Origin of the sequence: Mesorhizobium sp. M0060 (genome assembly GCF_040323155.1) — a bacterium.
Classification (GTDB): Bacteria; Pseudomonadota; Alphaproteobacteria; order Rhizobiales; family Rhizobiaceae; genus Mesorhizobium.
Window position 1 is genome coordinate 1 of record NZ_JAMYUP010000052.1, and the last position, 19,274, is coordinate 19,274.

At 60.4% G+C, this 19,274-nt stretch carries 16 protein-coding genes and 5 pseudogenes; 14 read left to right on the forward strand and 7 right to left on the reverse strand.

What is annotated here, in order from left to right; all coding sequences use genetic code 11:
- From NKJ94_RS29600 to NKJ94_RS29615, 4 genes are all read left to right on the forward strand, one after another.
- On the forward strand, positions 1-257 hold a 257-nt coding region (locus NKJ94_RS29600), incomplete at its 5' end, for a TCP-1/cpn60 chaperonin family protein (RefSeq protein ID WP_352530288.1).
- Between the two features lie 184 nt (positions 258-441).
- Positions 442-597 carry a hypothetical protein gene (locus NKJ94_RS29605; protein ID WP_352503077.1) on the forward strand — a complete coding sequence of 52 codons (156 nt, stop codon included), beginning with the start codon at positions 442-444 and terminating at the stop codon, positions 595-597.
- The gene (locus NKJ94_RS29610; RefSeq protein WP_352452641.1) at positions 548-715 is read left to right on the forward strand and encodes a hypothetical protein; all 168 of its coding nucleotides are present in this window, start codon (positions 548-550) and stop codon (positions 713-715) included. The genes NKJ94_RS29605 and NKJ94_RS29610 overlap by 50 nt, the downstream gene beginning before the upstream one ends.
- Positions 716-813: 98 nt before the next feature.
- Positions 814-969, forward strand: a complete 156-nt coding sequence (locus NKJ94_RS29615) for a hypothetical protein (RefSeq protein ID WP_352452640.1) — start codon at positions 814-816, stop codon at positions 967-969.
- 62 nt (positions 970-1,031) lie between these two features.
- Here the strand turns inward: NKJ94_RS29615 and NKJ94_RS29620 are convergent, their stop codons facing one another.
- On the reverse strand, positions 1,032-1,433 hold the full coding sequence (locus tag NKJ94_RS29620) for a hypothetical protein (protein WP_352452639.1): 402 nt from the start codon (positions 1,431-1,433) through the stop codon (positions 1,032-1,034).
- Between the two features lie 258 nt (positions 1,434-1,691).
- On the opposite strand from NKJ94_RS29620, the gene NKJ94_RS29625 reads away from it, so the two are divergent.
- The gene (locus NKJ94_RS29625; protein WP_352452638.1) at positions 1,692-2,774 is read left to right on the forward strand and encodes an HPP family protein; all 1,083 of its coding nucleotides are present in this window, start codon (positions 1,692-1,694) and stop codon (positions 2,772-2,774) included.
- A 449-nt stretch (positions 2,775-3,223) separates the two neighbouring features.
- Here the strand turns inward: NKJ94_RS29625 and NKJ94_RS29630 are convergent, their stop codons facing one another.
- Positions 3,224-3,508, reverse strand: a complete 285-nt coding sequence (locus tag NKJ94_RS29630) for a hypothetical protein (protein ID WP_352530290.1) — start codon at positions 3,506-3,508, stop codon at positions 3,224-3,226.
- 853 nt (positions 3,509-4,361) lie between these two features.
- On the opposite strand from NKJ94_RS29630, the gene NKJ94_RS29635 reads away from it, so the two are divergent.
- The gene (locus NKJ94_RS29635) at positions 4,362-6,017 is read left to right on the forward strand and encodes an MFS transporter (protein WP_352530292.1); all 1,656 of its coding nucleotides are present in this window, start codon (positions 4,362-4,364) and stop codon (positions 6,015-6,017) included.
- A gap of 51 nt (positions 6,018-6,068) precedes the next feature.
- Positions 6,069-6,600: pseudogene (locus NKJ94_RS29640) on the forward strand (ABC transporter transmembrane domain-containing protein); the annotation flags it as partial.
- Here the strand turns inward: NKJ94_RS29640 and NKJ94_RS29645 are convergent.
- A complete protein-coding gene (locus tag NKJ94_RS29645) occupies positions 6,575-7,192 on the reverse strand; it encodes a cold-shock protein (protein ID WP_352458545.1) in 618 nt (205 codons plus the stop codon). The pseudogene NKJ94_RS29640 and the gene NKJ94_RS29645 overlap by 26 nt on opposite strands.
- Positions 7,193-7,453: 261 nt before the next feature.
- Positions 7,454-7,670, reverse strand: a pseudogene (locus tag NKJ94_RS29650) (3-methyl-2-oxobutanoate hydroxymethyltransferase); the annotation flags it as partial.
- A gap of 147 nt (positions 7,671-7,817) precedes the next feature.
- On the opposite strand from NKJ94_RS29650, the gene NKJ94_RS29655 reads away from it, so the two are divergent.
- The gene (locus NKJ94_RS29655) at positions 7,818-8,780 is read left to right on the forward strand and encodes an NUDIX hydrolase (RefSeq protein ID WP_352469024.1); all 963 of its coding nucleotides are present in this window, start codon (positions 7,818-7,820) and stop codon (positions 8,778-8,780) included.
- A 73-nt stretch (positions 8,781-8,853) separates the two neighbouring features.
- Here the strand turns inward: NKJ94_RS29655 and NKJ94_RS29660 are convergent.
- Positions 8,854-9,153: pseudogene (locus tag NKJ94_RS29660) on the reverse strand (transposase); the annotation flags it as partial.
- A 568-nt stretch (positions 9,154-9,721) separates the two neighbouring features.
- On the reverse strand, positions 9,722-10,408 hold the full coding sequence (locus tag NKJ94_RS29665) for an isopentenyl transferase family protein (RefSeq protein WP_352474847.1): 687 nt from the start codon (positions 10,406-10,408) through the stop codon (positions 9,722-9,724).
- A 733-nt stretch (positions 10,409-11,141) separates the two neighbouring features.
- Here NKJ94_RS29665 and NKJ94_RS29670 point away from each other — a divergent pair.
- Positions 11,142-11,482 (forward strand): annotated as a pseudogene (locus tag NKJ94_RS29670) (PIN domain-containing protein); the annotation flags it as partial.
- A gap of 227 nt (positions 11,483-11,709) precedes the next feature.
- Here NKJ94_RS29670 and hemN read toward each other — a convergent pair.
- Positions 11,710-13,050: an oxygen-independent coproporphyrinogen III oxidase gene (hemN, locus tag NKJ94_RS29675; RefSeq protein WP_352530294.1), complete on the reverse strand. Its 1,341-nt coding sequence runs from the start codon at positions 13,048-13,050 to the stop codon at positions 11,710-11,712.
- A gap of 516 nt (positions 13,051-13,566) precedes the next feature.
- Between hemN and NKJ94_RS29680 the strand changes: the two genes are divergently transcribed.
- The 5 genes and pseudogenes from NKJ94_RS29680 to NKJ94_RS29700 all read left to right on the forward strand — a co-directional run bounded on the left by NKJ94_RS29680 (position 13,567) and on the right by NKJ94_RS29700 (position 19,197).
- Positions 13,567-13,932 carry a hypothetical protein gene (locus NKJ94_RS29680; protein WP_352474850.1) on the forward strand — a complete coding sequence of 122 codons (366 nt, stop codon included), beginning with the start codon at positions 13,567-13,569 and terminating at the stop codon, positions 13,930-13,932.
- Positions 13,933-14,093: 161 nt separating this feature from the next.
- Positions 14,094-15,254 carry a porin gene (locus tag NKJ94_RS29685; protein WP_352530296.1) on the forward strand — a complete coding sequence of 387 codons (1,161 nt, stop codon included), beginning with the start codon at positions 14,094-14,096 and terminating at the stop codon, positions 15,252-15,254.
- 14 nt (positions 15,255-15,268) lie between these two features.
- Positions 15,269-15,477, forward strand: a pseudogene (locus tag NKJ94_RS29690) (bifunctional hydroxymethylpyrimidine kinase/phosphomethylpyrimidine kinase); the annotation flags it as partial.
- Between the two features lie 402 nt (positions 15,478-15,879).
- On the forward strand, positions 15,880-17,412 hold the full coding sequence (locus tag NKJ94_RS29695) for a Fic family protein (protein WP_352530298.1): 1,533 nt from the start codon (positions 15,880-15,882) through the stop codon (positions 17,410-17,412).
- Positions 17,413-17,427: 15 nt separating this feature from the next.
- Positions 17,428-19,197: a prenyltransferase/squalene oxidase repeat-containing protein gene (locus tag NKJ94_RS29700; protein WP_352530300.1), complete on the forward strand. Its 1,770-nt coding sequence runs from the start codon at positions 17,428-17,430 to the stop codon at positions 19,195-19,197.
- Positions 19,198-19,274 lie beyond the last annotated feature (77 nt).

Consider the following 19,274-nt stretch of genomic DNA (forward strand, 5'->3'; position numbering starts at 1 on the left):
AGATCCTCGAGAACAAGGGCGCGACCTTCGGCTACAACGCCCAGACCGGCGAATATGGCGACATGATCGCCATGGGTATCGTCGATCCGGTCAAGGTTGTGCGCACGGCTCTGCAGGACGCGGCCTCGGTCGCCGGCCTGCTGGTCACCACCGAAGCTATGATCGCCGAGGCTCCGAAGAAGGAGTCGGCTGGCGGCGGCATGCCGGCTGGTATGCCCGGCGGTGGCATGGGCGGCATGGGCGGTATGGATTTCTAATCCAGCCCCCTATCAACCTACAGCGGAAAGGGCGGCAGCAATGCCGCCCTTTTTGTGTGCCGAGCATGATCGACAGCTTGGAGGTGCAAGTCCTCTACCCAGTTGATGGCGGCGAAGCGCAACGGCGTCGTCGTGAGACGGGTCTGGCCGTGTCCTTTCGTTCAGCCGCTGGTCGAAACTCACGATGATCGTGCTGCCTTCCGCCGTGCCGTGGATCTTTACAGGGCTGCGAGAAGGCCTTGCCAACGGCTGGCAGACCCTGGTTGCGGTAGAACTCATCGCATCGTTCGATGGGCTCCGATTACCTGATGGCCTATGGTCGTCAGCTCTTTCAATTTGAACTCGTTCTTTCGGCCATGATCGTGGTCGGCCTGACCGAATTGGTGATCCACGGCCTGCTCACGATTGCCGAAAACTATCTGCAACGCTGGCGTCCGGAGACCCCACGATCAGCCTGATCACGATTGCAGGTCGGGATAGGCTGTCGCACGGCGCTTCCATCGCACCGCCGGCCTTCCGCTTCATCGGCCGACATATGCGGCCGCTTGCGGTGTCGATGGCGCTGCTCGCGATTTGGGAGTTGCTCGCCCATGCCGGCGCTGCTGACCCACGTTTTCTACCGCGGCTGGAAGAGGTGGCGGCCGCGGCATGGCAGAGTTCAGCCGAGGTGGCCTTGGCTCCAATCTTCTGGCGAGCCTGGAACGTGACCTGATCGGTTTCGTGTGTGGCAGTGTGGCGGAAACGCGTTTGGTCTGGTGATCGGATTTTCCCGCCTCATCGAACGCCTGAGAGGCTCGTGGTCGCGGTTGTATTACCGCTATTACGTGACCTGATCACGTTGACGATGCCAGCACCTTCATTGGCCACTTTCTGGACCATGTACGTCACATCAGGCTCCCCCGCCCGATCGACACGAGCCGGCTCTGTAACCAAGCCGCCGTCATATAGCGGTTCCACGACGGCACTGGCGGCAGTCGTCTTCTCAGCGGCTACAGGTGGACGTTTCAGCATGACGCCAACGAATCCGATGGTGGCAAGGACAGGCAGACCAAGCACCGCTAGAAGCTGTACTCCGCTGGAGTTCGCCTCGGAAGTGGAGCGACAAGGGCCTGATTTGTCTTGCCATGCCACATTGTCAGCACGCTTTTCGAAGCCTCTGAATTCCTTAGTGTCCATCCCAGCTCGACCTCCGACCATCCCCATTTCCGGCTGCCCGCGGCACGGCAGCCCTTGGCCTCTAGCTGCGCTCGAGCGGATCAGCGTGCCGTCTGCCTTCTCTAGCCGATCAAAATGTCTGCACCCATTTGGCAATGGCCGTTTCGCGCAAAAGTATTCCCCCGTGAGCCGACTTTCCGAATTGGCTTAACTTCCAAATCTGTGGCTTTGCCTGCATTGCGGAGCGCGGAGTTCCGACCACTCGCCCAAGGGTATGCCATGGCGTTTCGTCTCTTTGTTCCGATCCTTGCCGGTGCAACGCTGCGCGAGCGGCTGCTCGCCTGCATCGGGGCCATGATCGGCATCGCATTGACTGGCGTGATCAGTGCGCTGGCGAACGGGTCTGGCCCACATGTCGCACTGCTAGTTGCTCCAATGGGAGCATCGGCCGTGCTGCTCTTTGCCGTGCCTTCAAGCCCGCTGGCGCAACCTTGGTCGATTATCGGTGGCAATACGATTTCGGCGCTGGTCGGGGTGATCGTGGCGCATTTCGTGCGTGAACCCGTTCTTGCTACCGGCATTGCGGTGGCGCTGGCCATCGCCGCCATGTCGTTTACGCGCTGCCTGCATCCGCCGGGTGGCGCCGCCGCCTTAACTGCGGTGTTCGGCGGACCGGCCGTCTTCAGTTCCGGCTTGCTGTTTCCCTTCGTTCCGGTAGCGCTGAACTCGATCGTGCTGGTCGCACTCGGCTACGGCATCCATAAACTGTCGCGGCGCAACTATCCACATGTGGCGGCCCCCGCCCTTAAAAGCGCGCATGGAACCATCGATCCGCCGGCGCGGGAGCGGGTCGGCTTCCAGCCCGAGGATATCGATGCCGCGCTCGGCGCGCTGGAGGAAACCTTCGATATCGACCGCAACGATCTTGAGCGGCTGCTGCGGCAGGTCGAGTTGCAGGCGATGGTGCGCTCCCACCGCACCCTGCTGTGCGAGGACATCATGTCGCGCGATGTGATTTCGGTCGATGAACATGCGCCTGCCGACCAGGCGCGTCATTTGCTGCTCGATCACAACATCCGGACGCTGCCGGTGACCGACGCCGACGGCGGGCTGGTCGGTGTAGTTGGCCTGCGCGAGCTGACGAAGGCGACCGACGCGGTGAGGGCTGTGATGTCGAAGGCTGGCACCGCCTCTCCCGATACGCCGGCGATGAGCCTGCTGCCGGTCCTCACCGACGGCCGCAGCCATGCCGTGGTCATCGTCGATGCCGAGCGACGCATTATTGGGCTGATCACCCAGACCGACCTGCTGGCAGCGGCAGCGCGCGTGCACATGGCGGACACAACGCTGGCAGCGGCATAAAATAGTGATCCGGACTTGCTCAATCCGGGAACCCGATGGGGCGCCAATAGGATAGTGGTATTAAGTGCGGCCTTCCGCCTAAGACAATTCCTTTTTACGAGTAGATCAACCCTGAAACGCGACCGCGTGCTCAGGCATCTGGTTCACGTAGGCCAAGTACGACTGCAACAACGGAACACTCTTCAACCTTGCCGGTGGCCAGAGCCAGTCCGCTATGTCGACTAAAGGCGTGCGGACTACAAATGGAACCATCTGGTGGACGGCTCCTCTGCAACGATGGTAGCGCGGTTCGCATGTCCAAGGCTGGCTTGAAGCTCTACGTCGCGGGTTGAATGATCCTTGGCAAGGGTCGCGGCTCAGACGCCGAGGACGCGGTTCGCAATTCCATGCAGGTGGTCCTTTCCTTTGGTTCCTGCATTTCGCCTATGGTGAGGCGCGGCCGACTCCCCTCATGCATCACGCCGACGACCGCCGCTTCCTCGCCGCGCCAAGGGTTTGACTAGGCCGACGATAGACCATGCGATAAGCAATTCCGAAACGATGTGGCTTCCTTGCGCCAAGTCGGCTCTGTCGAACAGCGATGTCAACATGATCCTGAGTTCCGAGGGTTCGCCGCGCATCAATCCTATAACCTTGATGACGTTCCTGACTAGGAGGATGAGGCTGCTCCAACACGTCCACGGTGTTAGGAATTGCCATTGCACGAGTTGATCTCGGACTTCTTCGTCGCGCATCGCCAATTTCCAGCCCAATACCGCGCCTACGCTTGGTACCCCAACCACGCGGCCTATCGCCCTCATGCCCGCTTCGAGGACCCTCCAGGATCGGGCCTGTTCGGATAGGTGTGGGAGGCCGAGGCATCAGAGGGAACGGCCAGACGCTACCATGAGGATGCGCCAGCTGCCGAAGAGCCGTACCGTTACCTTCGTCACTGTGCGCAACGCGGGGCGACCGTCGCTTCAGCCATCCGGCTTTGGGTGTCATTTCTCCCCTGGCGGAGTTCACCGCCCCCGACAAAAGCCTGACCTTTGCCAGTCTTCTACGGGCAAGCGTTCGCGCCAAAAGTTCAAAGCCGCGTCCATAACATTCAACAATGAAAGCCAGCCTCATCAGATCGAGCAGAAAGTCGTCGATGGCATGTGTGAGCGCGTCAGACTTTTGTTCAAGCTGAAGCAGCAAGGCGCGCGCCTCTTCGATCGCGGCCCGGCAACCGTCTGCGATTATCAGGAATCAATCCTGTCTAAGATCTGCAAGCCCTCACCTCGCCCCAAGCCAGACTCAGCGCATTGAACGCCGTTGGAGAGAGTTTCCGACGAAAGAACATCGTCGCGTTTCGCGAAAAGGCATCGCTGGGCAAAGTGCCCGTTGATGAAGCATGCTGCGTCAAACGACAAGCAAGAATCCGGGCTCCACCCCGTGATGTCTTCGAAGGCGGGGTGAGCCGGCTCGGGCATGCGTCTCGGCCGCAACCCTTAATCACGAGGAACTGTGCCGCAAGGCAAACAGTTTCTCTCTATTCTTCTAGCCGCCACGGTTCAGCCTAGATTACATGGGAAACGGCAATAACGCAAAGCAAAGGTTGGCAAAATGAGTAGGGTGGCTGGATCAAATGATGATTTGGCTGCACCAACGACCTTTGCGCCACTTTTGCAGCCCACCTTTCGTTCGATCTGGCTCGCCACGCAAGTCTCGAGCCTCGGCTGGTTGATGCAGACTGTTGCCATCAGTTGGCTGATGGCTACCATCTCGACTTCCGATCTGATGGTTGCGCTGGTGCAGGCTTCATCGAACCTGCCCGCTTTCATTTTGTCCGTGTTCGCCGGGGTTCTCGCTGACAATTTCAGCCGTCGCAGGGTTATGTTCGCGGGCCGCTGCCTTATGGTGATAGCATCTGCGATGCTGACCGCTGTTGTAGCGCTGGGCTTTCTCGACCCATGGATGATTCTCGGCTTCAGCTTTTTAATCGCATGCGGCGGCGCTCTCAACGATCCCGCCTGGCAGGCGTCGGTTGGCGATATGGTGGACCGGCGCGATGTTCCCGCTGCCGTTACCCTGCTTTCCGTTGGCTTCAACACCGTACGGACCGTGGGCCCGGCGCTCGGCGGCATCGTGGTTGCCTCCTTCGGGCTTTTGGCCGCTTTTACCGTGACCACCCTCACCTATTTGGTACCCTTGGCCACCATATGGCGCTGCAAGTGGAAGGTCCGCTCGTCGCCTCTTCCGCGCGAGTCGATGAGGAGGGCCATCTATGACGGGCTGCGCTTCACGGCGATGTCATCGGAAATCAAAGCGGCGATCGCACGCGGAACCCTCTTTGGCCTGGCGAGCATCGCCATACTCGCGCTGCTGCCGCTGATTGTCCGCGACCAGTTGGGAGGAGGCCCGCTCGCCTATGGCACGCTCATGGCAGGTTTCGGAACAGGCGCGGTCTTCGCCGGCCTCTCCAACAGCCTGTTCAGACGGAGCTTGTCGCAAGAAAGGCTGATGAGGCTCTCCTGCCTCGCCTGCGCGGCGTGCTCCCTCTCCCTGGCTCTGACCTCTTCGATCGCTGTGGCGGCAATTGCACTCGCCCTGGGCGGCGCCGGTTGGGTCACCGCCTGGTCGGGGGTTGGCGTGAGCGTGCAGCTGGCGAGCCCGCGCTGGGTCGTGGGTCGCACAATCTCGATCTACTACGCATTGATAGACGGCGGCATCGCGGTCGGCAGCTGGGTATGGGGCACGGTTTCCCAGAACCATTCGCTGACCTGGGCGCTCGAGGGTTCCGCTGCGGCCCTGCTGCTCGTTGCTGCAGCCGGCGTTCTGTTTCCTCTTCGCGAGCGCCGCGAGTCCGAGCCCGATCCTTTGGAGGAATTCGACGCCCCAGCTGTCGCTCTCAGTTTGAAGCCGAGAAGCGGCCCGATCGTGGTCAAGATCGAATATCTGATAGCCGAGAGAAATGTCGAGGCCTTCCTCGACCTCATGCGGCAGCGGCGTCATGTACACAGCCGCGTCGGTGCTCGGAACTGGACGCTCCAGCGCAACCTTCAGAAGCCTATGCAGTGGACAGAAACGTTCCGAACGCCGACCTGGACCGACTACCTTCGCCTCAATCATCGTCTCACGGAAGCAGACAAGGAACTGGACGAGCGTGTCTTCCAGTTACACGCGGGAGAAGAAGCGCCTCAAATGACGCTTTCGATTGAGCGGCCGACAAGCTCGGCCCGGAAACCCGACCAGTCAATCCTTCACCTTCCCCGTCATTGAAGCCTGACCTTCCCATATCTGGGCATCAGCGATCGTTAAAGATCCGGGTGGATGGATGAGAATCTCGGCGGCATCCGTGTCGTGCGTGCCTTCGCCGCGCAGCCGCACGAGCTGGAAAAGTTCGACCGCGCCAAGCAGGACGCGCCTTGATCTCGCCAATGAGCGCGTTGACATCCGTGTCGGCAACACCAGCGCCATGAATTTCTCGTTCCTGACCGCCATGGGCCTGGTGCTCTGGTTCGGTGGCCAGAAAGTGATCGCAGGTCAAATCAGCGTCGGCACGCTGGCCCTGTTGCTCACCTTCATGACCATTCTACAGATGCCGGTGCGCCAGCTCGGATTGATGGTCAACTCGTTCGCGCGCGCCTCGACCTGCGGCACGCGGCTGTTCGAGTTGCTCGACGCCGAACTTGACATCGAGGACGCGGCGGGCGCCAGGGATCTCGTCGTCACCGACGGCGTGCTGCGCTTCGACAATGTCGGTTTCTGCTACGCGGGCTCGGGCGGCCGCCCGACGCTCTCCGGCATCTCCTTCGAGGCGAGCAATGCATCGCCGTCTAGGCAAGGCGAATGCTCCGGACTTCCCAGCCTTTCTTGCCTTGCCCGCATTCGACAAACACCTTCTGTCCCGCCACCAGCACGCTGAGCCCTGAGCGCGTCAGGGCGCTGGCATGAACGAAGACGTCCTTCTCACCGTTGTCAGGAGCAATGAAGCCGAAGCCCTTTTCGGGTTTGTACCACTTGACCGTGCCCCCGCTCTCCAGCTGCGCACCGGTTTCAACGAAGGTCCCTCCAGCGACGCGCGTATGTGACGGAGTTTTCGCGCGGTGATCGCCGATCTCCAGCACCTGCGCGACTTGATGACCTTTTGGACTTTTTTCGACCGTGATCTTGAGAGGCGTTCCCGCGGCAACATCCCGGCTTCCGGCCGCCTCTAACACTCGCACGTGCAGATAGGCCTCCGTGCCGTCCGACAGTTTGACGAAGCCAAAACCCTTGCTGACTGTGAACCACAATACCTCCGCATCGACAGGATCTGCCGTCACGGTCGGCGGGCGCTGAAAATAGCTTGGCTCGGAAGTCCGTTCCGAAAAGGAAACGGGGTCATCGTCATAGCGATGCCGGCGTGGCTCGCGATGGTCTCGATATTTGCCCATGATCATCTCGACTGGCATGGATGGCGCACTGCGCTACCGTCAAGATAATTTCAATCGGGCGACGCGTTTATGTCAAAAAGGCCGTGAAGACCGCAGCTGTGCCCGGCCTATCGGCCGAACCCTTTGAAACTAGATTCATTTCCCCTGAAACAATAGTGCCGGCGAGTCGATTTACTGACTCGTATAGGTTGTGTTGGAGCGAGAGTGCGATGATGCTGGCGCGGGCGCACTGGAAGGGCTTTATTAGGCATTGCGGAAAGCCTGCTCCGGGTTTCTTCAAAAGGAACCGAACGGCGGGTCGACGACCATTTGCGCCGGCTCCAGGCCACGGGGCAGGCCTGACCGTGCATGATCATCATCTCCAGCGTCACGCCCAGCGTCGACGCCAAGCCGTGGAGAACCATGCCGCGCTGTCGCCGACGAGCACAACGTCGCAATGTCGATCGACGAGCTTTGAATCGGCGCACTCAAGGGGCCTCCTTCCCCAAGCACGGATGTCGCGTTGGCACTTTTTGTGCACCTGCGAAGAGCTAAAATCGCCACGACGGGTGGTGTTGACGCGCCGACAATTATCAGACAAAAACGGAATTCAATCGGTTCAGCCGCCTAGGCGGCAGGGCTCTGCTCAACGACGTCGGGGACCATGGACGATCGCGCAAAAGGGATTAGGAAAGGCGGAGCTGGAGGCAAGGCCAACGACGTCAATGCGGACTTGATCGCCGTTGTGGTCGCCATGGACAGCAGCGCCCCCTGCGTTCTGACCATCCCGCAGGCAAACGCCCTGCCCTCCGGCCCGTTCGAGCTTGCTCACCGTTCGCTGCAGTCGGGCCTTAGGGGATGGGTGGAACAACAGACCGGCCAGCCGCTCGGCTATATCGAACAGCTCTACACCTTCGCCGATCGCGACAGGGTTGGCGCTGACGACCGCGTGGTCTCTATCAGCTATCTGGCGCTCACCCACCAAGACGAAGCTGGCGACCCGGCCGGGCGACACTGGGGAAGCTGGTACGACTATTTCCCGTGGGAGGATCACCGCTCCGGCACACCGGCGGTCGTGTTGGACGAATTGCGGCCGCGCCTGATGGAATGGGCGGATGGCACTGACGACGGTACGACACGCCTCGACCGACGACGGCGGGCGGCGATCGCCTTCGGCTTTGACGACCGCCATTGGAACGAGGAACTCGCGCTTCAACGTTATGAGCTGCTTTACGAAGCCGCCCTGGTGGAGGAAGCAATACGCGCCGGACATTCCGCTGCGCCCACCTCGGTGTCGGGCAGATCGATGATCGCCGATCATCGTCGCATCCTGGCGACCGGCATTGCGCGGCTGCGCTCCAAGATCAAATACCGGCCGGTCGTATTCGAACTGATGCCGCCGGTCTTCACGCTTTTGCAGCTGCAGCGCACCGTGGAGGCGCTTGCCGGCAGGCTCGTGCGTAAGCCGAACTTTCGCCGGCTGATCGAGCAGCAGGAGCTGGTCGAGGAGACCGGTGAGACAACCGCGGAAACCGGCGGCCGGCCGGCGCAACTTTATCGCTTCCGTCACGCCGTTCTCGACGAGAGGGTGATAGCCGGAACAAAATTGCCGCTCTCGCGGGCTTGACCCGCCTTGCGCCAGCAGCCCTGACGATGTCGCGGACGGCTTGGCCCTCGTGAGAACCGGGATTGTCGAGAATGACGATGTCGCCCGGCTTCAGTGTTTTGTTGAGTTCGGTTTCGACATAGACGCGAAAGGCCTGGGTATTGATGGGTCCGTCAATGACCCAAGGCGCCTCCACCCGATCATGCCGCAGCGCGGTGATGAAGGTCATCGTCTTCCAATGGCCATATGGTGCGTGGGCCATCAGCCGCTTGCCGCGCACACCCCAGCCGCGCAACGGCGCCATGTTGGTCTTGACCCATGTTTCATCCAGGGAGACCAGGCGCGTAGGGTCAATGCGGGTCTGATAGCGCATCCATTGCGCACGCCGGCGCATCAGCTTTGGCTTGAGCTGCTCGGCCGGCAGAACGGTTTTCTTGAAGCTCTTGCCCTCGCGGTGCAGGAAGCGACCGACGCTCGCAGGAGACCACGTTCAGCCAGTGCCGCCGTCAATTGATGAAGCGTCATGTTGGCATCTCGCTCAACCTCGCCCAGGACGAAAGCACGGTGCTCCCCGTCGATCAGAGGGCCGATGACCGCCCATCTTGCCGGGTGCCGCACTGCCAAGGCGACGCTTGCGGCCTCGGGCATTTCCTGGGCGAAGGCGGTGGCGATGAAAGCCGAGACGACGCCACAGACTGGGCTGGCGGATAGTAGTTCGCGAGTCAGCCACGGTAGCGGTCGCTACGAACCGCGCAGCACTTTGTCATCAGTACATTCCGTCCCATGCCTGAAATGAGCAGTGCAGCCATGTCGCCTCCTCCGCAGTCACCGTGGCGAAAGCAATCCTTCCGCTGCCACACGGACCTAATGTCGCCTGGCACTAGCTTGCTTCAGCAAACCACTTAGCGCAATTCTCAGGAGCTACCGTGCCCGCACCGCAGGCGAGGTCCGGGGAGGCTTGCTCACTCAGTTTGCCATTCTGGAAAGTCGCGTTCTTGCCAACGCGCATATTCGAGATATTCTCTCGCAATCGCCTCTACAAGATCTTGTTGGAGCTCTTTGCGAAGGCACGGCATTTCGCTGATTGCCAAGCTGTGCTCTCTCGCAAAATGAATGGCGCAACGATATCCGTCAACGTCTTCCAAAGTGGGACGGACTGCATCTTCCTTCCACTGATCCGCAAGTTCCTGCAGCAATGAAGGTTGTCCTTCTCTTGTGACAAACATGTCTGTGACCCGACGCTTGGCTCTCTCCAGAAAGGCGTCCGAGTTGCCGAGCCGCAACCGCCTTACATGCCACCGAAAAGCGCCATCCCAATGCTGACTTCGCGCCATTAAATTGAGAAGGGAGATCGAACCGCCTTCGAGGATGAGCCCCGGCTGGGAACTACGCTCATCCACTTGCATTATCAGCTTACGATGGGCGGTCTCGGCGTCGATGATGCCCGCGGTTAGCGGGCGCGAATCCAAGTAGATCCGCTGGGTAGATTGCAGTTCGGAATCCGAGGGACGCCCGCTGCCGGTGGCGATTTGAGGACAGCATTGTACACGATCCAGCGCAATGACCGGCCATCCGGTCTCTCGTGCAATTTGGATTGCCGCGTCTGTTTTGCCGCTGCAGGTCGGCCCGTAAATCAAATAGATTAACATGTGTATGCCGCATAGTTTATCGGAACTAACCGCCCCCAAGCACAAGATACTCGGTAGGCTTTCACCGGACTTGTCGCAAACATTTTGACAAGCGGCGATTATGCCCTGAAACGACGCCATTTTCGAACTTTGTGAAGTCCGAAAGGGCGCAAGCAGCCCGTTCTGGTCGTTGAGTCCAGTCACCAACGCCTCTGTTTGACGTTTGACGACGGTCCACTTTGCACATCTCATGCCGACTGTGACGCAACGCGGCACCGCAGGATGGTGACCTCGTTGTCTCCGGCAAAAGATCCTTGCGCGTCTTGGGTTAATCGAGGCGGCGGCGCACGGGCGCCTTATTGTCTCGGAACATGGCCAGGAAGGCGGCTGATCAACAAAAGTGGAAGACGGTGTCCCGACGACCTCACCGATTTGTGAGGCGACCGAGGATCTGCCCGACATCGTCGATCTCGTCCTCGAGGTGGGCCGTGTGCCGGCCGCGCCGCCAAAGCCTCCTCCCCTGCCGGTCCGGCTGGAAGCGTCGTCGAAACGGCACAGGAGTACACCAAAGCCGCCAGCGCGCAAACACACAGACCGCCGGCACCAAGGATTTGGCGCTTTTTGCGTGGCGTCCGCTCCGATCTTCCGGAAGGGGAGCTGACTGCTGTTTTCTGGGCACTCGCTGCGCATCGCCGCTGCGCAACGCCGAACTGGACATCGAGCGGCTACGCGATGAACCGCATGGTCTGCCATTGTGAGGCTCTTGCTCGACACTAATGGCCTCTCCGAGGTGACGAGGCCGAGCCCTGACGCGCGCGTGCTGGAATGGATGACGGGCTCGATGAAGACCGCTCATTTATCAGCGTTGTGTCGATCGCCGAGATCCGGCGCGGCGCTGCCCTCATGGACAAAGGTCGGAAACGTGACGCACTGGCCGGATGGCTCGCCCGGGACCTGCCGCAGCGCTTCGAGCCGAGAGTCCTGCCCGTGGACGAACTGGTTGCCCTGGCCTGGGGCGACCTGACGGGCCTCGCGAAGCGGCGTGGCCGCGGTCTGTCATCGATGGACGGGCTGATTGCAGCCACCGCGATTTCCTGACCGATCACATGGCGGGGATATTCATGCGCTGACGGCGAAACACCCAGATGCCCCGCACCTACCACGATCAATATGGAAACGCCTCGGTGGCAGCCACGAGGTCGATGTCATTGAAGATGAGATGAAATAGGCGGATCAGCTCTGCTTTTCGCATCCTTGACGCGCGCTTCATGACAGGCCTCGGCCGAGGGCGTCGAGTTTAGCTTCCGGTTGGATGCTTGCCCTCACCTGTGGCTATGCTTACGGCCATCCCGATCGAGAAAAGCATCGAACGCGGCAGCGACAGCGCGAATTACAAAGCGATGCTCCCGCCGTACGCGGACAAAACCGTTTTCGAAGTCCACTATCCCGTCCTCGGCCAGCATCGCCAAGCGTTCAGCTGAATCGAGAAGACGGATCGGATCAGATCCGTGGGCGGCACAGATTGCCTGCACATCGGCCTCGAGATCGCACATTAGTCGCTCGATAATTGCGGCTCGCACGCGGTCGTCGTCGGTGAGGGGATAGCCCTTTGACGTCGCCAGACGGCCAGCTGCGATGTGCTGGATGTAGGAATCCCGTGTAACTTCGTTTTGGACGTACCCCTCGCCGACGCGGCCGATAGCCGACGCGCCGAAACCGATCAGGGTTCTGCAGGTGGTGGCCGAGTAGCCCAGCGAGTTACGCCGCAGGCGACCCGTTTTCTGTGCCAGCGCGAGCTCGTCGTCCGGCAAGGCGAAATGGTCGAGCCCGATCTCGCGGTAGCCGGCGGCAATCAGCGTCGCGGCCACGGCCGCATACTGTTCGGCGCGGGCAGCGCTGCCCGGAAGAACTGCCTCCTCGATGAGGCGCTGATTCTTTATAAGCGACGGGATGTGCGCATAGCCGAACACCGCAAGCCGGTCGGGGCGCATTGCGACCGCCGCCCTCGCGGTCTCGACGCAGGACTGGACCGTTTGATGCGGGAGACCGAAGATGAGGTCGAAGTTGATGCGGCTTACTCCATGCCGGCGCAGCATTTCCACGGCAGCCGACGTCTGCGCCTCACTCTGAACCCGGTTGATTGCTTTTTGAACAATGGGATCGAAGCTCTGCACGCCGAGACTCACACGGTTCACGCCGGCTGCTCCTAAGGCCTCGGCCATCTCGGCCGTGAACGTGCGCGGATCAATCTCGACGGCAACCCTAGCTGTTTTCGTGAGAGCGAAGCGGCGTCGCAGGAACTCCATCAGAGCCAGGAACTCGGCTGGTCCTATGAGAGACGGCGTTCCGCCGCCGAAATGCATGTCGCTCACGGGCAGCGTCTGCGGCGCTCGCTCCGAGACCAAACGGATCTCGTCACGCAGGGCCGCCAGATAGTTGAGGATCGGCGCATCATGGCGGGTGATGGTGGTGGGGAAGCCACAATACCAGCAAGCTGATCGGCAGAACGGAACGTGGAAATAGAGCGACACCGGATCGTCAGCCGGCAGGTTCCTGAGCCATTCCTCATAAGCCTCGGCGCCGACCGCCCCAGAGAACTCTGACACAGTCGGATAGATAGTGTACCAAGGCAGGCCGGCCTCGCGATATTTTGTGATCTGCAACAGTTACCGTCCCATGCTGATAACCGCCAACCTTACCGCTGCGCTCGCCTGTGTCTTTGCGCTATGTCAGTCCGTTCCGCTTTGGGCTCGAAACTTGTATTTCTCAGCAATAGCGGCCGTTCAGTCTTGGCTGGACGGTCAGCGACTGGCCATGGCTGTTCCCGCCGCGACCCTCACGCGCACCGTTTGGTTCCACCATCCCTTCCCTTCAGCCTGCGCCTGGTCGAGTAGATTCTGCTGAGCGCGGCTGCCGCATCCAACGAGATAACACGGCGTTGGGACCAGACTTTGCTCGCCAGCTAGCGCAGCCCATAGTGATCTCTGGCATCTCGATGAGCTCGTTGTGTGAATTGCTGGCAAGAAGCATTAGCTGTGGCGCGCCGTCTATCAGGACGAGAGGCTGCTCGACGCGACCGTCAGGTCGGCCGCAATGCCAAGGCCGGCGCGCCTACTGACTCCGTGGTGGAGGCAAGGCTGCGCGTCAGCGCGTGATTACCGATCATCGCGCTCGCCAAAATGACGGCGTCGTACCGAGCGGTGCCGCCGCATGATGTCTCAACGTCGGGGCTCACAGCAAACAAAGCTGTCGCCATTGAACGAAACTGTCGCGAAGCGAACAGACGAACCGTAGCCGAAACGTTTGCCGTTCGTGCTTGGGTTGATCCGCAAGGCAAAAAGGAAGGAAGAGCGAACCAAGGTCCGCCGGCACACTTGAGCTTCAAGCCGCAGCTGCGTCGTCAGGATGGCACGTCATTTGCAGTAGAAGCCTTTGTGACGGCCCGCCCACAACTAGCGGAGATGACGGGGATGATTTGTACAGAAATGTTGGATGGCGTCGTTTCGGCGATTATTATATTTGTAATAACAATCGCATATTTGTAACAATAACGCCCAATCATATTCTCAATTTCTGATGAATATCTGGCGTGACGAGCGCATCAAACTGCTCAAATTCAACTCAATGCGCATCGTTATCGACTGTTTCCTTAGCAAGAGTTCATCACTGACGTCCATTCCTTTTACTCTTTGAACGGAGATCAACAATGAACATTAGGAGCCTCCTCCTCGGCTCAACTGCGGCACTGATTGCCGTTTCCGACGCTCGCGCCGTGACCGCCGTTGCCGAGCCTGACCCGACTGAGTACGTTAAAGTCTGCGACGTCTACGGCTCGGGCTACGTCTACATTTCAGGCACTGAGACCTGCGTGCGCATCGGCGGCTATGTCCGTTACGACGTCGGCTTGGGCCATGTCGGATTGGTTGATCACGCAAGAACCTGGGATGTGAGGACTGGTGAGCATCAGGGCACATGGCAAAACAACACGCGCTTCACATTGAAAACTTGGACCGGCCAGGAGACCGAACTCGGCACGTTGAAGACCTACACCGAAACCCGCATGAACTTCGGCAACCGCCACACTTCGGTTTCGGACAGTTCTCGGTCCTATGCCTTCAACGGAGACAGCACCTTGACTTTCGCCTGGATTCAGCTTGGTGGCCTCCGAGTTGGTAAGGACTGGTCGGCCTTCGACATGTTTATCGGCGGCGCGGGTGACGTACTCAACCAGACGCCGGTTCCGTACGGCGCTTTCGATACCAATGTGGTTCAGTACTACTTCGACGCCGGGAACGGCTTTTCGGCCGTGGTTTCGCTCGAAGAAGGCTCGGGCGTGGTCGGCACAATCGACAGCTACGCACCGCACGTAGTCGGCGGCTTGAAATACACACATGGCTGGGGCGCGATCACCGGCGTTGCCGCTTATGATAGCAACTACGAATCGGTGGCCGCCAAGGTCCGTGTCGACATCAATGTCACCAACGAACTGTTGCTGTTCGGAATGCTCGGCTACGGTTCCAACGGCAAGCTCAACGACGACTCCGCGAACGCCATCGACGCTCATGGTCGCGGCTTCTATAAGAGTTGGGGCGGGAACTGGGCTTTCTGGGCTGGCGCCACTTACAAGCTCAACGAGACAACTTCGTTCAACCTTCAGCTCTCCGGTGATCAGCTCAAGAACCATGGTGTCGCTGCAAACGTCGCCTATGCGTTTCTTCCAGATTTCACAGTTACGGCGGAACTCGACTATGGCCGATACGGTAACTTCGCCGTCGGCAAGGTGGACGGCGCTTCCAACATGAATTGGACCAACGCCAACAAGAAGAGCAGTGTCGGCGGAATCCTGCGTTTCGAACGCTCATTCTAACGGATGAAAGGGCGCTGAGGCAGGCATCGCATGTACTTGTCGTCGGCGGATCGGACTCCAGTGGGGGTGCCGGAATCGCGCGCGATATCGAGACGCTCTCCTCCATGGGCGTGCGCAGCTGCCTTGCCGTCACTGCGGTGACGGTGCAAACACACGACAGCGTCACGGACATCCTTCATCTGCACCCGGTCTGGTGGCCGATCAGATGCGTGCAGCGATCTCGCGGGCGTCGCGGCGTAGTGAGCGCGGGCGCGGCCGTGATGATCGGGGCGGGAGGGAGAGGTAAGGAGCGTCTTTCCTTTGAGAATTCGCGTTTACGGGTACCCACGATGCACAACGGGCGAGTTTTTCAAAGAGGCGCGTCCTCCTTCGAAGCGCTTCGGAGGGCCAGGCTCTAGGCTCGACCCGAGCCCCTGCGTAGCCTGCGGGGGAGCTGGGTCTCGGCCCATCCGGGTAACGATCCTTCGCGCGGCTATGGAAACGATCGCATTTGCCGATTATCGCATAAAAAACTTGTTATCGCACGACTTAAAAAACTTGCAACTCCACAGCATCATTGACTTGTCGCCTATCAGCACTGTATACTTGTAATCGCACAGCTCTAAAAACTTGCAAAGGCACGGCCATGGCCAAGCCCCATGAAAAACTCGCTGTATCACTGGCCGTCCTCAAAGAGCTGCAGGAGGGTGGGCGGCGCATATTCAAATCAGATGAGCTGACCCGCGTCCACCGGGAGCGGCTGCTGCAGAACGGGTTCCTGCGCGATGTTATCAAAGGCTGGCTCATGTCGACCGGCCCGCAGGCGCAGCAGCAAGACACCACCCCCTGGTACGCGAGCTTCTGGGAGTTCTGCTCCCTTTACTGCAATGACCGGTTCGGCAAGGAGTGGTTCCTGTCACCGGAGCAGTCGCTGCTTCTGCACGCGGAAGCGCCCACTATTCCACCTCAGGTGGTGGTGAACACCCCCAAAGGCACGAATAACAAAATCGACCTGCTGTTCGGCACTTCGCTCTATGACCTCAAGGTCAAGGAGATGCCGGCCGAACTGACAGAGAAAAACGGCCAGCGCGTGTTCACTGTCGAGGCCGCCCTTACCCGGGTGCCGGAAGCGTTCTTCCAGCGCGCCCCTATCGAGATGCAGATCGCCATGGCGTCGGTGCGCGACGTATCAACCGTTCTGGCCCTGCTGCTTGATGGCGGCCATTCCGCCGTGGCGGGACGGCTTGCGGGGGCCTTCCGTCGCGTAGGACGCGACTCCTTTGCCGATGAAATCGTGGCCGCCTTCAAAGCCGCCGGCTATGACGTGCGCGAATCCGATCCGTTCGCGGGACAAATTGGAGTCACAACCATTGCGGCGGGCGTACCGCCATTGGTCGCCCGCCTGCGCGCGATCTGGCAATCGCAGCGCGAAGCCATCATCGAGATATTCCCGAAGGCACCCGGACTGCCGTCCGACAAAGCCGCCTATATGAAGTTCGTCGAGGATATCTACGAAAGCGACGCCTACCATTCGCTGTCGATAGAAGGGTACAGCGTCACCCCGGAACTCATCGACCGGGTGCGCGAGGGGAGCTGGAATCCGGAGATCGATGAAGAGGACCGCAAGAACCGGGATGCGCTTGCCGCGCGTGGCTACTACCTCGCATTCCAGAAGGTCAAAGACTCTGTTGCCGCGATCATCAACGGCAAGCCAGCCGGCGCGTTGACGCGGGACACTCACCGGGAGTGGTACCGGGAGCTGTTCGCGCCGTCAGTGACCGCCGGCATCCTCAAAGCCAGCGCGCTTGCGGGATATCGCAATCACCCTGTGTACCTGCGCGGCTCGCAGCACGTGCCGCCGCGTACCGAAGCGGTGGCCGATGGTATGAATGAGCTGTTCGACCTGCTGGAGGCGGAGAAGGAGGCCTCCGTGCGTGCCGTGCTGGGGCATTGGCTTGTGGGCTATGTGCACCCCTATCCGGACGGCAACGGACGGATGGCGCGGTTCCTCATGAACGCGATGCTGGCTTCAGGCGGTTACCCCTGGACAGTCGTCAGAGTCGATGACCGGAAGGCCTACCTCGCAGGGCTGGAGGAGGCGAGCGGCAATATGAATGTGAAATCATTCGCCGCCTTTCTCGCCGAACGGGTGAAGTGGTCTATGGAGAAGGCGGCGTGAGGTCGGTGGTGTGCTATGTTTAACTTGCTTGTCTCGGGCCACGGCGAGTGGTGGGAAACGCCGCCGTTCACGTCAACCATTGACCGGTTCAAGGAATATAGCGGCGCCGAGGCCGATGCTATCGACCTCGCGCGCCCTGAAACATTGCGCCGGCTGGAGGAAATCCCGGCGCTGTTGATGTACGAAGTCGGGGCGGGAGGCCCGCACGCGCGCGTGGTCCGGCACGGCCGCATACGCAATATCGTTCGGCGCGGACACGAACTGGCCTTCACCTTCGAGCCCGATCCGGAACATGCCTTTCTCGACCGGTCAGCGGTGTTGAGAATTGCGGACCGGCTGGGCATTCAACAGTTCGAACAGCACCGTACGCACTGGGCGATCAAGGATGGTGACATTCCGGCCGAGCTGATTGCCACCGGCACCGCTGAACGGGCGCAGCGCACCGTTGCCGTGGTTGCGGCAGAATATGTAGAAGCGCGCCGCGAGGGACGAAGGAGAGAAGCTGCCGAACTGGCCGAAGAACTGGAGGATTTTCCTCCCTCGCTGGAGAAAGCACTGTCGCTCGTGCCGGCGCGTATCCTTCAGCAGCCGACACCCGAATTATACCCGATCCTTGGGATAGAGCCCCGCACGCCCGAAGGCCGCAACGCCGTCGTGGCCGTCGTCGCAAGGGATCACAATGGGCAGGACTTGCCTGCCGACTGGTCTTATTCGCTGGCGTGGTTCCTGGACCTTTACGGCAGCGCGACGGAAGCGGGGCGCCTTGACGGCGCGCTGGCCGAATGCGCAACGCATATGATCGCGCTCGGCACTGGCGAGGGAGAAGCCGCCGCCCCGGTTGAAGATATCGGCTACGCACTCTGGCGCTGTTCGCGAAGCCCGAAACTTATCGGCGATCTGCGCCGGGAAATTGCGGTCCTGACTGATCGCCTCGTGCGCCGCCAGGAGGGTGGGGGCTACTGGAATGAAACTAGAGAAGGGGTTTCCCGGCCCGGCCTGCGCGCCACTGCCCTTGCGACAGTCGCCCTTCAGCGGCTTGGCGATGACCGCTACCACGACGCAATTCGGAAAGCCGTGTCATGGCTGATCACACAAGTTATTCCTGACACAGGCGCGCTTCCGCGCGACGCGGGCGACGACGATCCCGAGGTCATCGCCACGACACTCGCGATGGAGGCTATTCGCCGGTCTGATTTTGTCGATGACGTGCCCCACGTGCTGGCGGCTGGAGATGCCTGGCTGGTCTCCGGTCAGACCGTGCTGGGAGGCTGGCAGGCAGAGCCGTGGGCAGAGGATTTTGGCGCGGCCTTGGTGCTTGAATATCTCGCGCGCCAAAACGAGATGCTGCCGCAGGTCGATGGCTTTCTCCTGATGGCGCGCGACTTCTTCCGCAAGGCAGAAGAGCTGCAGCTGGAAGGCGGCGCCAATAATCGGCGGCTTGCTGCCATAGCGACCGTGCATGCTGTGGAAATGTTCCTCTATGGGCTGTTTGAGCGGCGGGAAGATTTGGCGCTGTCAGCCTTCCGCGAAAACGGCACTGAGACGCTCGGCCCCCGGGAAGCGCTCGGCGCTCTGCAGGCTGCGTTGCAACGGATCGGGGTGCTGCACGCGCCGCAACGGCTGTCCCACCGCGACAATCTGAGTGCGTTGGTCGGGCGGCGTGACGGGATCATCCATCGCGCTCACGAAATTAGCGAAGCGGAACTCAGAGACGGGATGAAGCATGCCCGGCGCTTTATCGAAAAGTATGCCCGGTCGCTGCTCGACTTGAACCTGTTGCAGTGAATGTACGTGATTGAGGGGATGATGAAAAGAAGCGATATTCCAAAGGATGTTATGGCGGCTATTCCGCAAGGCCGCGG

Coding starts and splice junctions, on each gene's coding strand:
- NKJ94_RS29630 (WP_352530290.1), bottom strand. CDS start 3,508: ATGCGCGACGAAGAAGTCCGAGATCAACTCGTGCAATGGCAATTCCTA.
- NKJ94_RS29685 (WP_352530296.1), top strand. CDS start 14,094: ATGAACATTAGGAGCCTCCTCCTCGGCTCAACTGCGGCACTGATTGCC.
- NKJ94_RS29620 (WP_352452639.1), bottom strand. CDS start 1,433: ATGGACACTAAGGAATTCAGAGGCTTCGAAAAGCGTGCTGACAATGTG.
- NKJ94_RS29635 (WP_352530292.1), top strand. CDS start 4,362: ATGAGTAGGGTGGCTGGATCAAATGATGATTTGGCTGCACCAACGACC.
- NKJ94_RS29615 (WP_352452640.1), top strand. CDS start 814: ATGGCGCTGCTCGCGATTTGGGAGTTGCTCGCCCATGCCGGCGCTGCT.
- NKJ94_RS29665 (WP_352474847.1), bottom strand. CDS start 10,408: ATGTTAATCTATTTGATTTACGGGCCGACCTGCAGCGGCAAAACAGAC.
- NKJ94_RS29655 (WP_352469024.1), top strand. CDS start 7,818: ATGGACGATCGCGCAAAAGGGATTAGGAAAGGCGGAGCTGGAGGCAAG.
- NKJ94_RS29605 (WP_352503077.1), top strand. CDS start 442: ATGATCGTGCTGCCTTCCGCCGTGCCGTGGATCTTTACAGGGCTGCGA.
- NKJ94_RS29700 (WP_352530300.1), top strand. CDS start 17,428: ATGTTTAACTTGCTTGTCTCGGGCCACGGCGAGTGGTGGGAAACGCCG.
- NKJ94_RS29680 (WP_352474850.1), top strand. CDS start 13,567: ATGACGGCGTCGTACCGAGCGGTGCCGCCGCATGATGTCTCAACGTCG.
- NKJ94_RS29645 (WP_352458545.1), bottom strand. CDS start 7,192: ATGCCAGTCGAGATGATCATGGGCAAATATCGAGACCATCGCGAGCCA.
- NKJ94_RS29625 (WP_352452638.1), top strand. CDS start 1,692: ATGGCGTTTCGTCTCTTTGTTCCGATCCTTGCCGGTGCAACGCTGCGC.
- NKJ94_RS29610 (WP_352452641.1), top strand. CDS start 548: ATGGGCTCCGATTACCTGATGGCCTATGGTCGTCAGCTCTTTCAATTT.
- NKJ94_RS29695 (WP_352530298.1), top strand. CDS start 15,880: ATGGCCAAGCCCCATGAAAAACTCGCTGTATCACTGGCCGTCCTCAAA.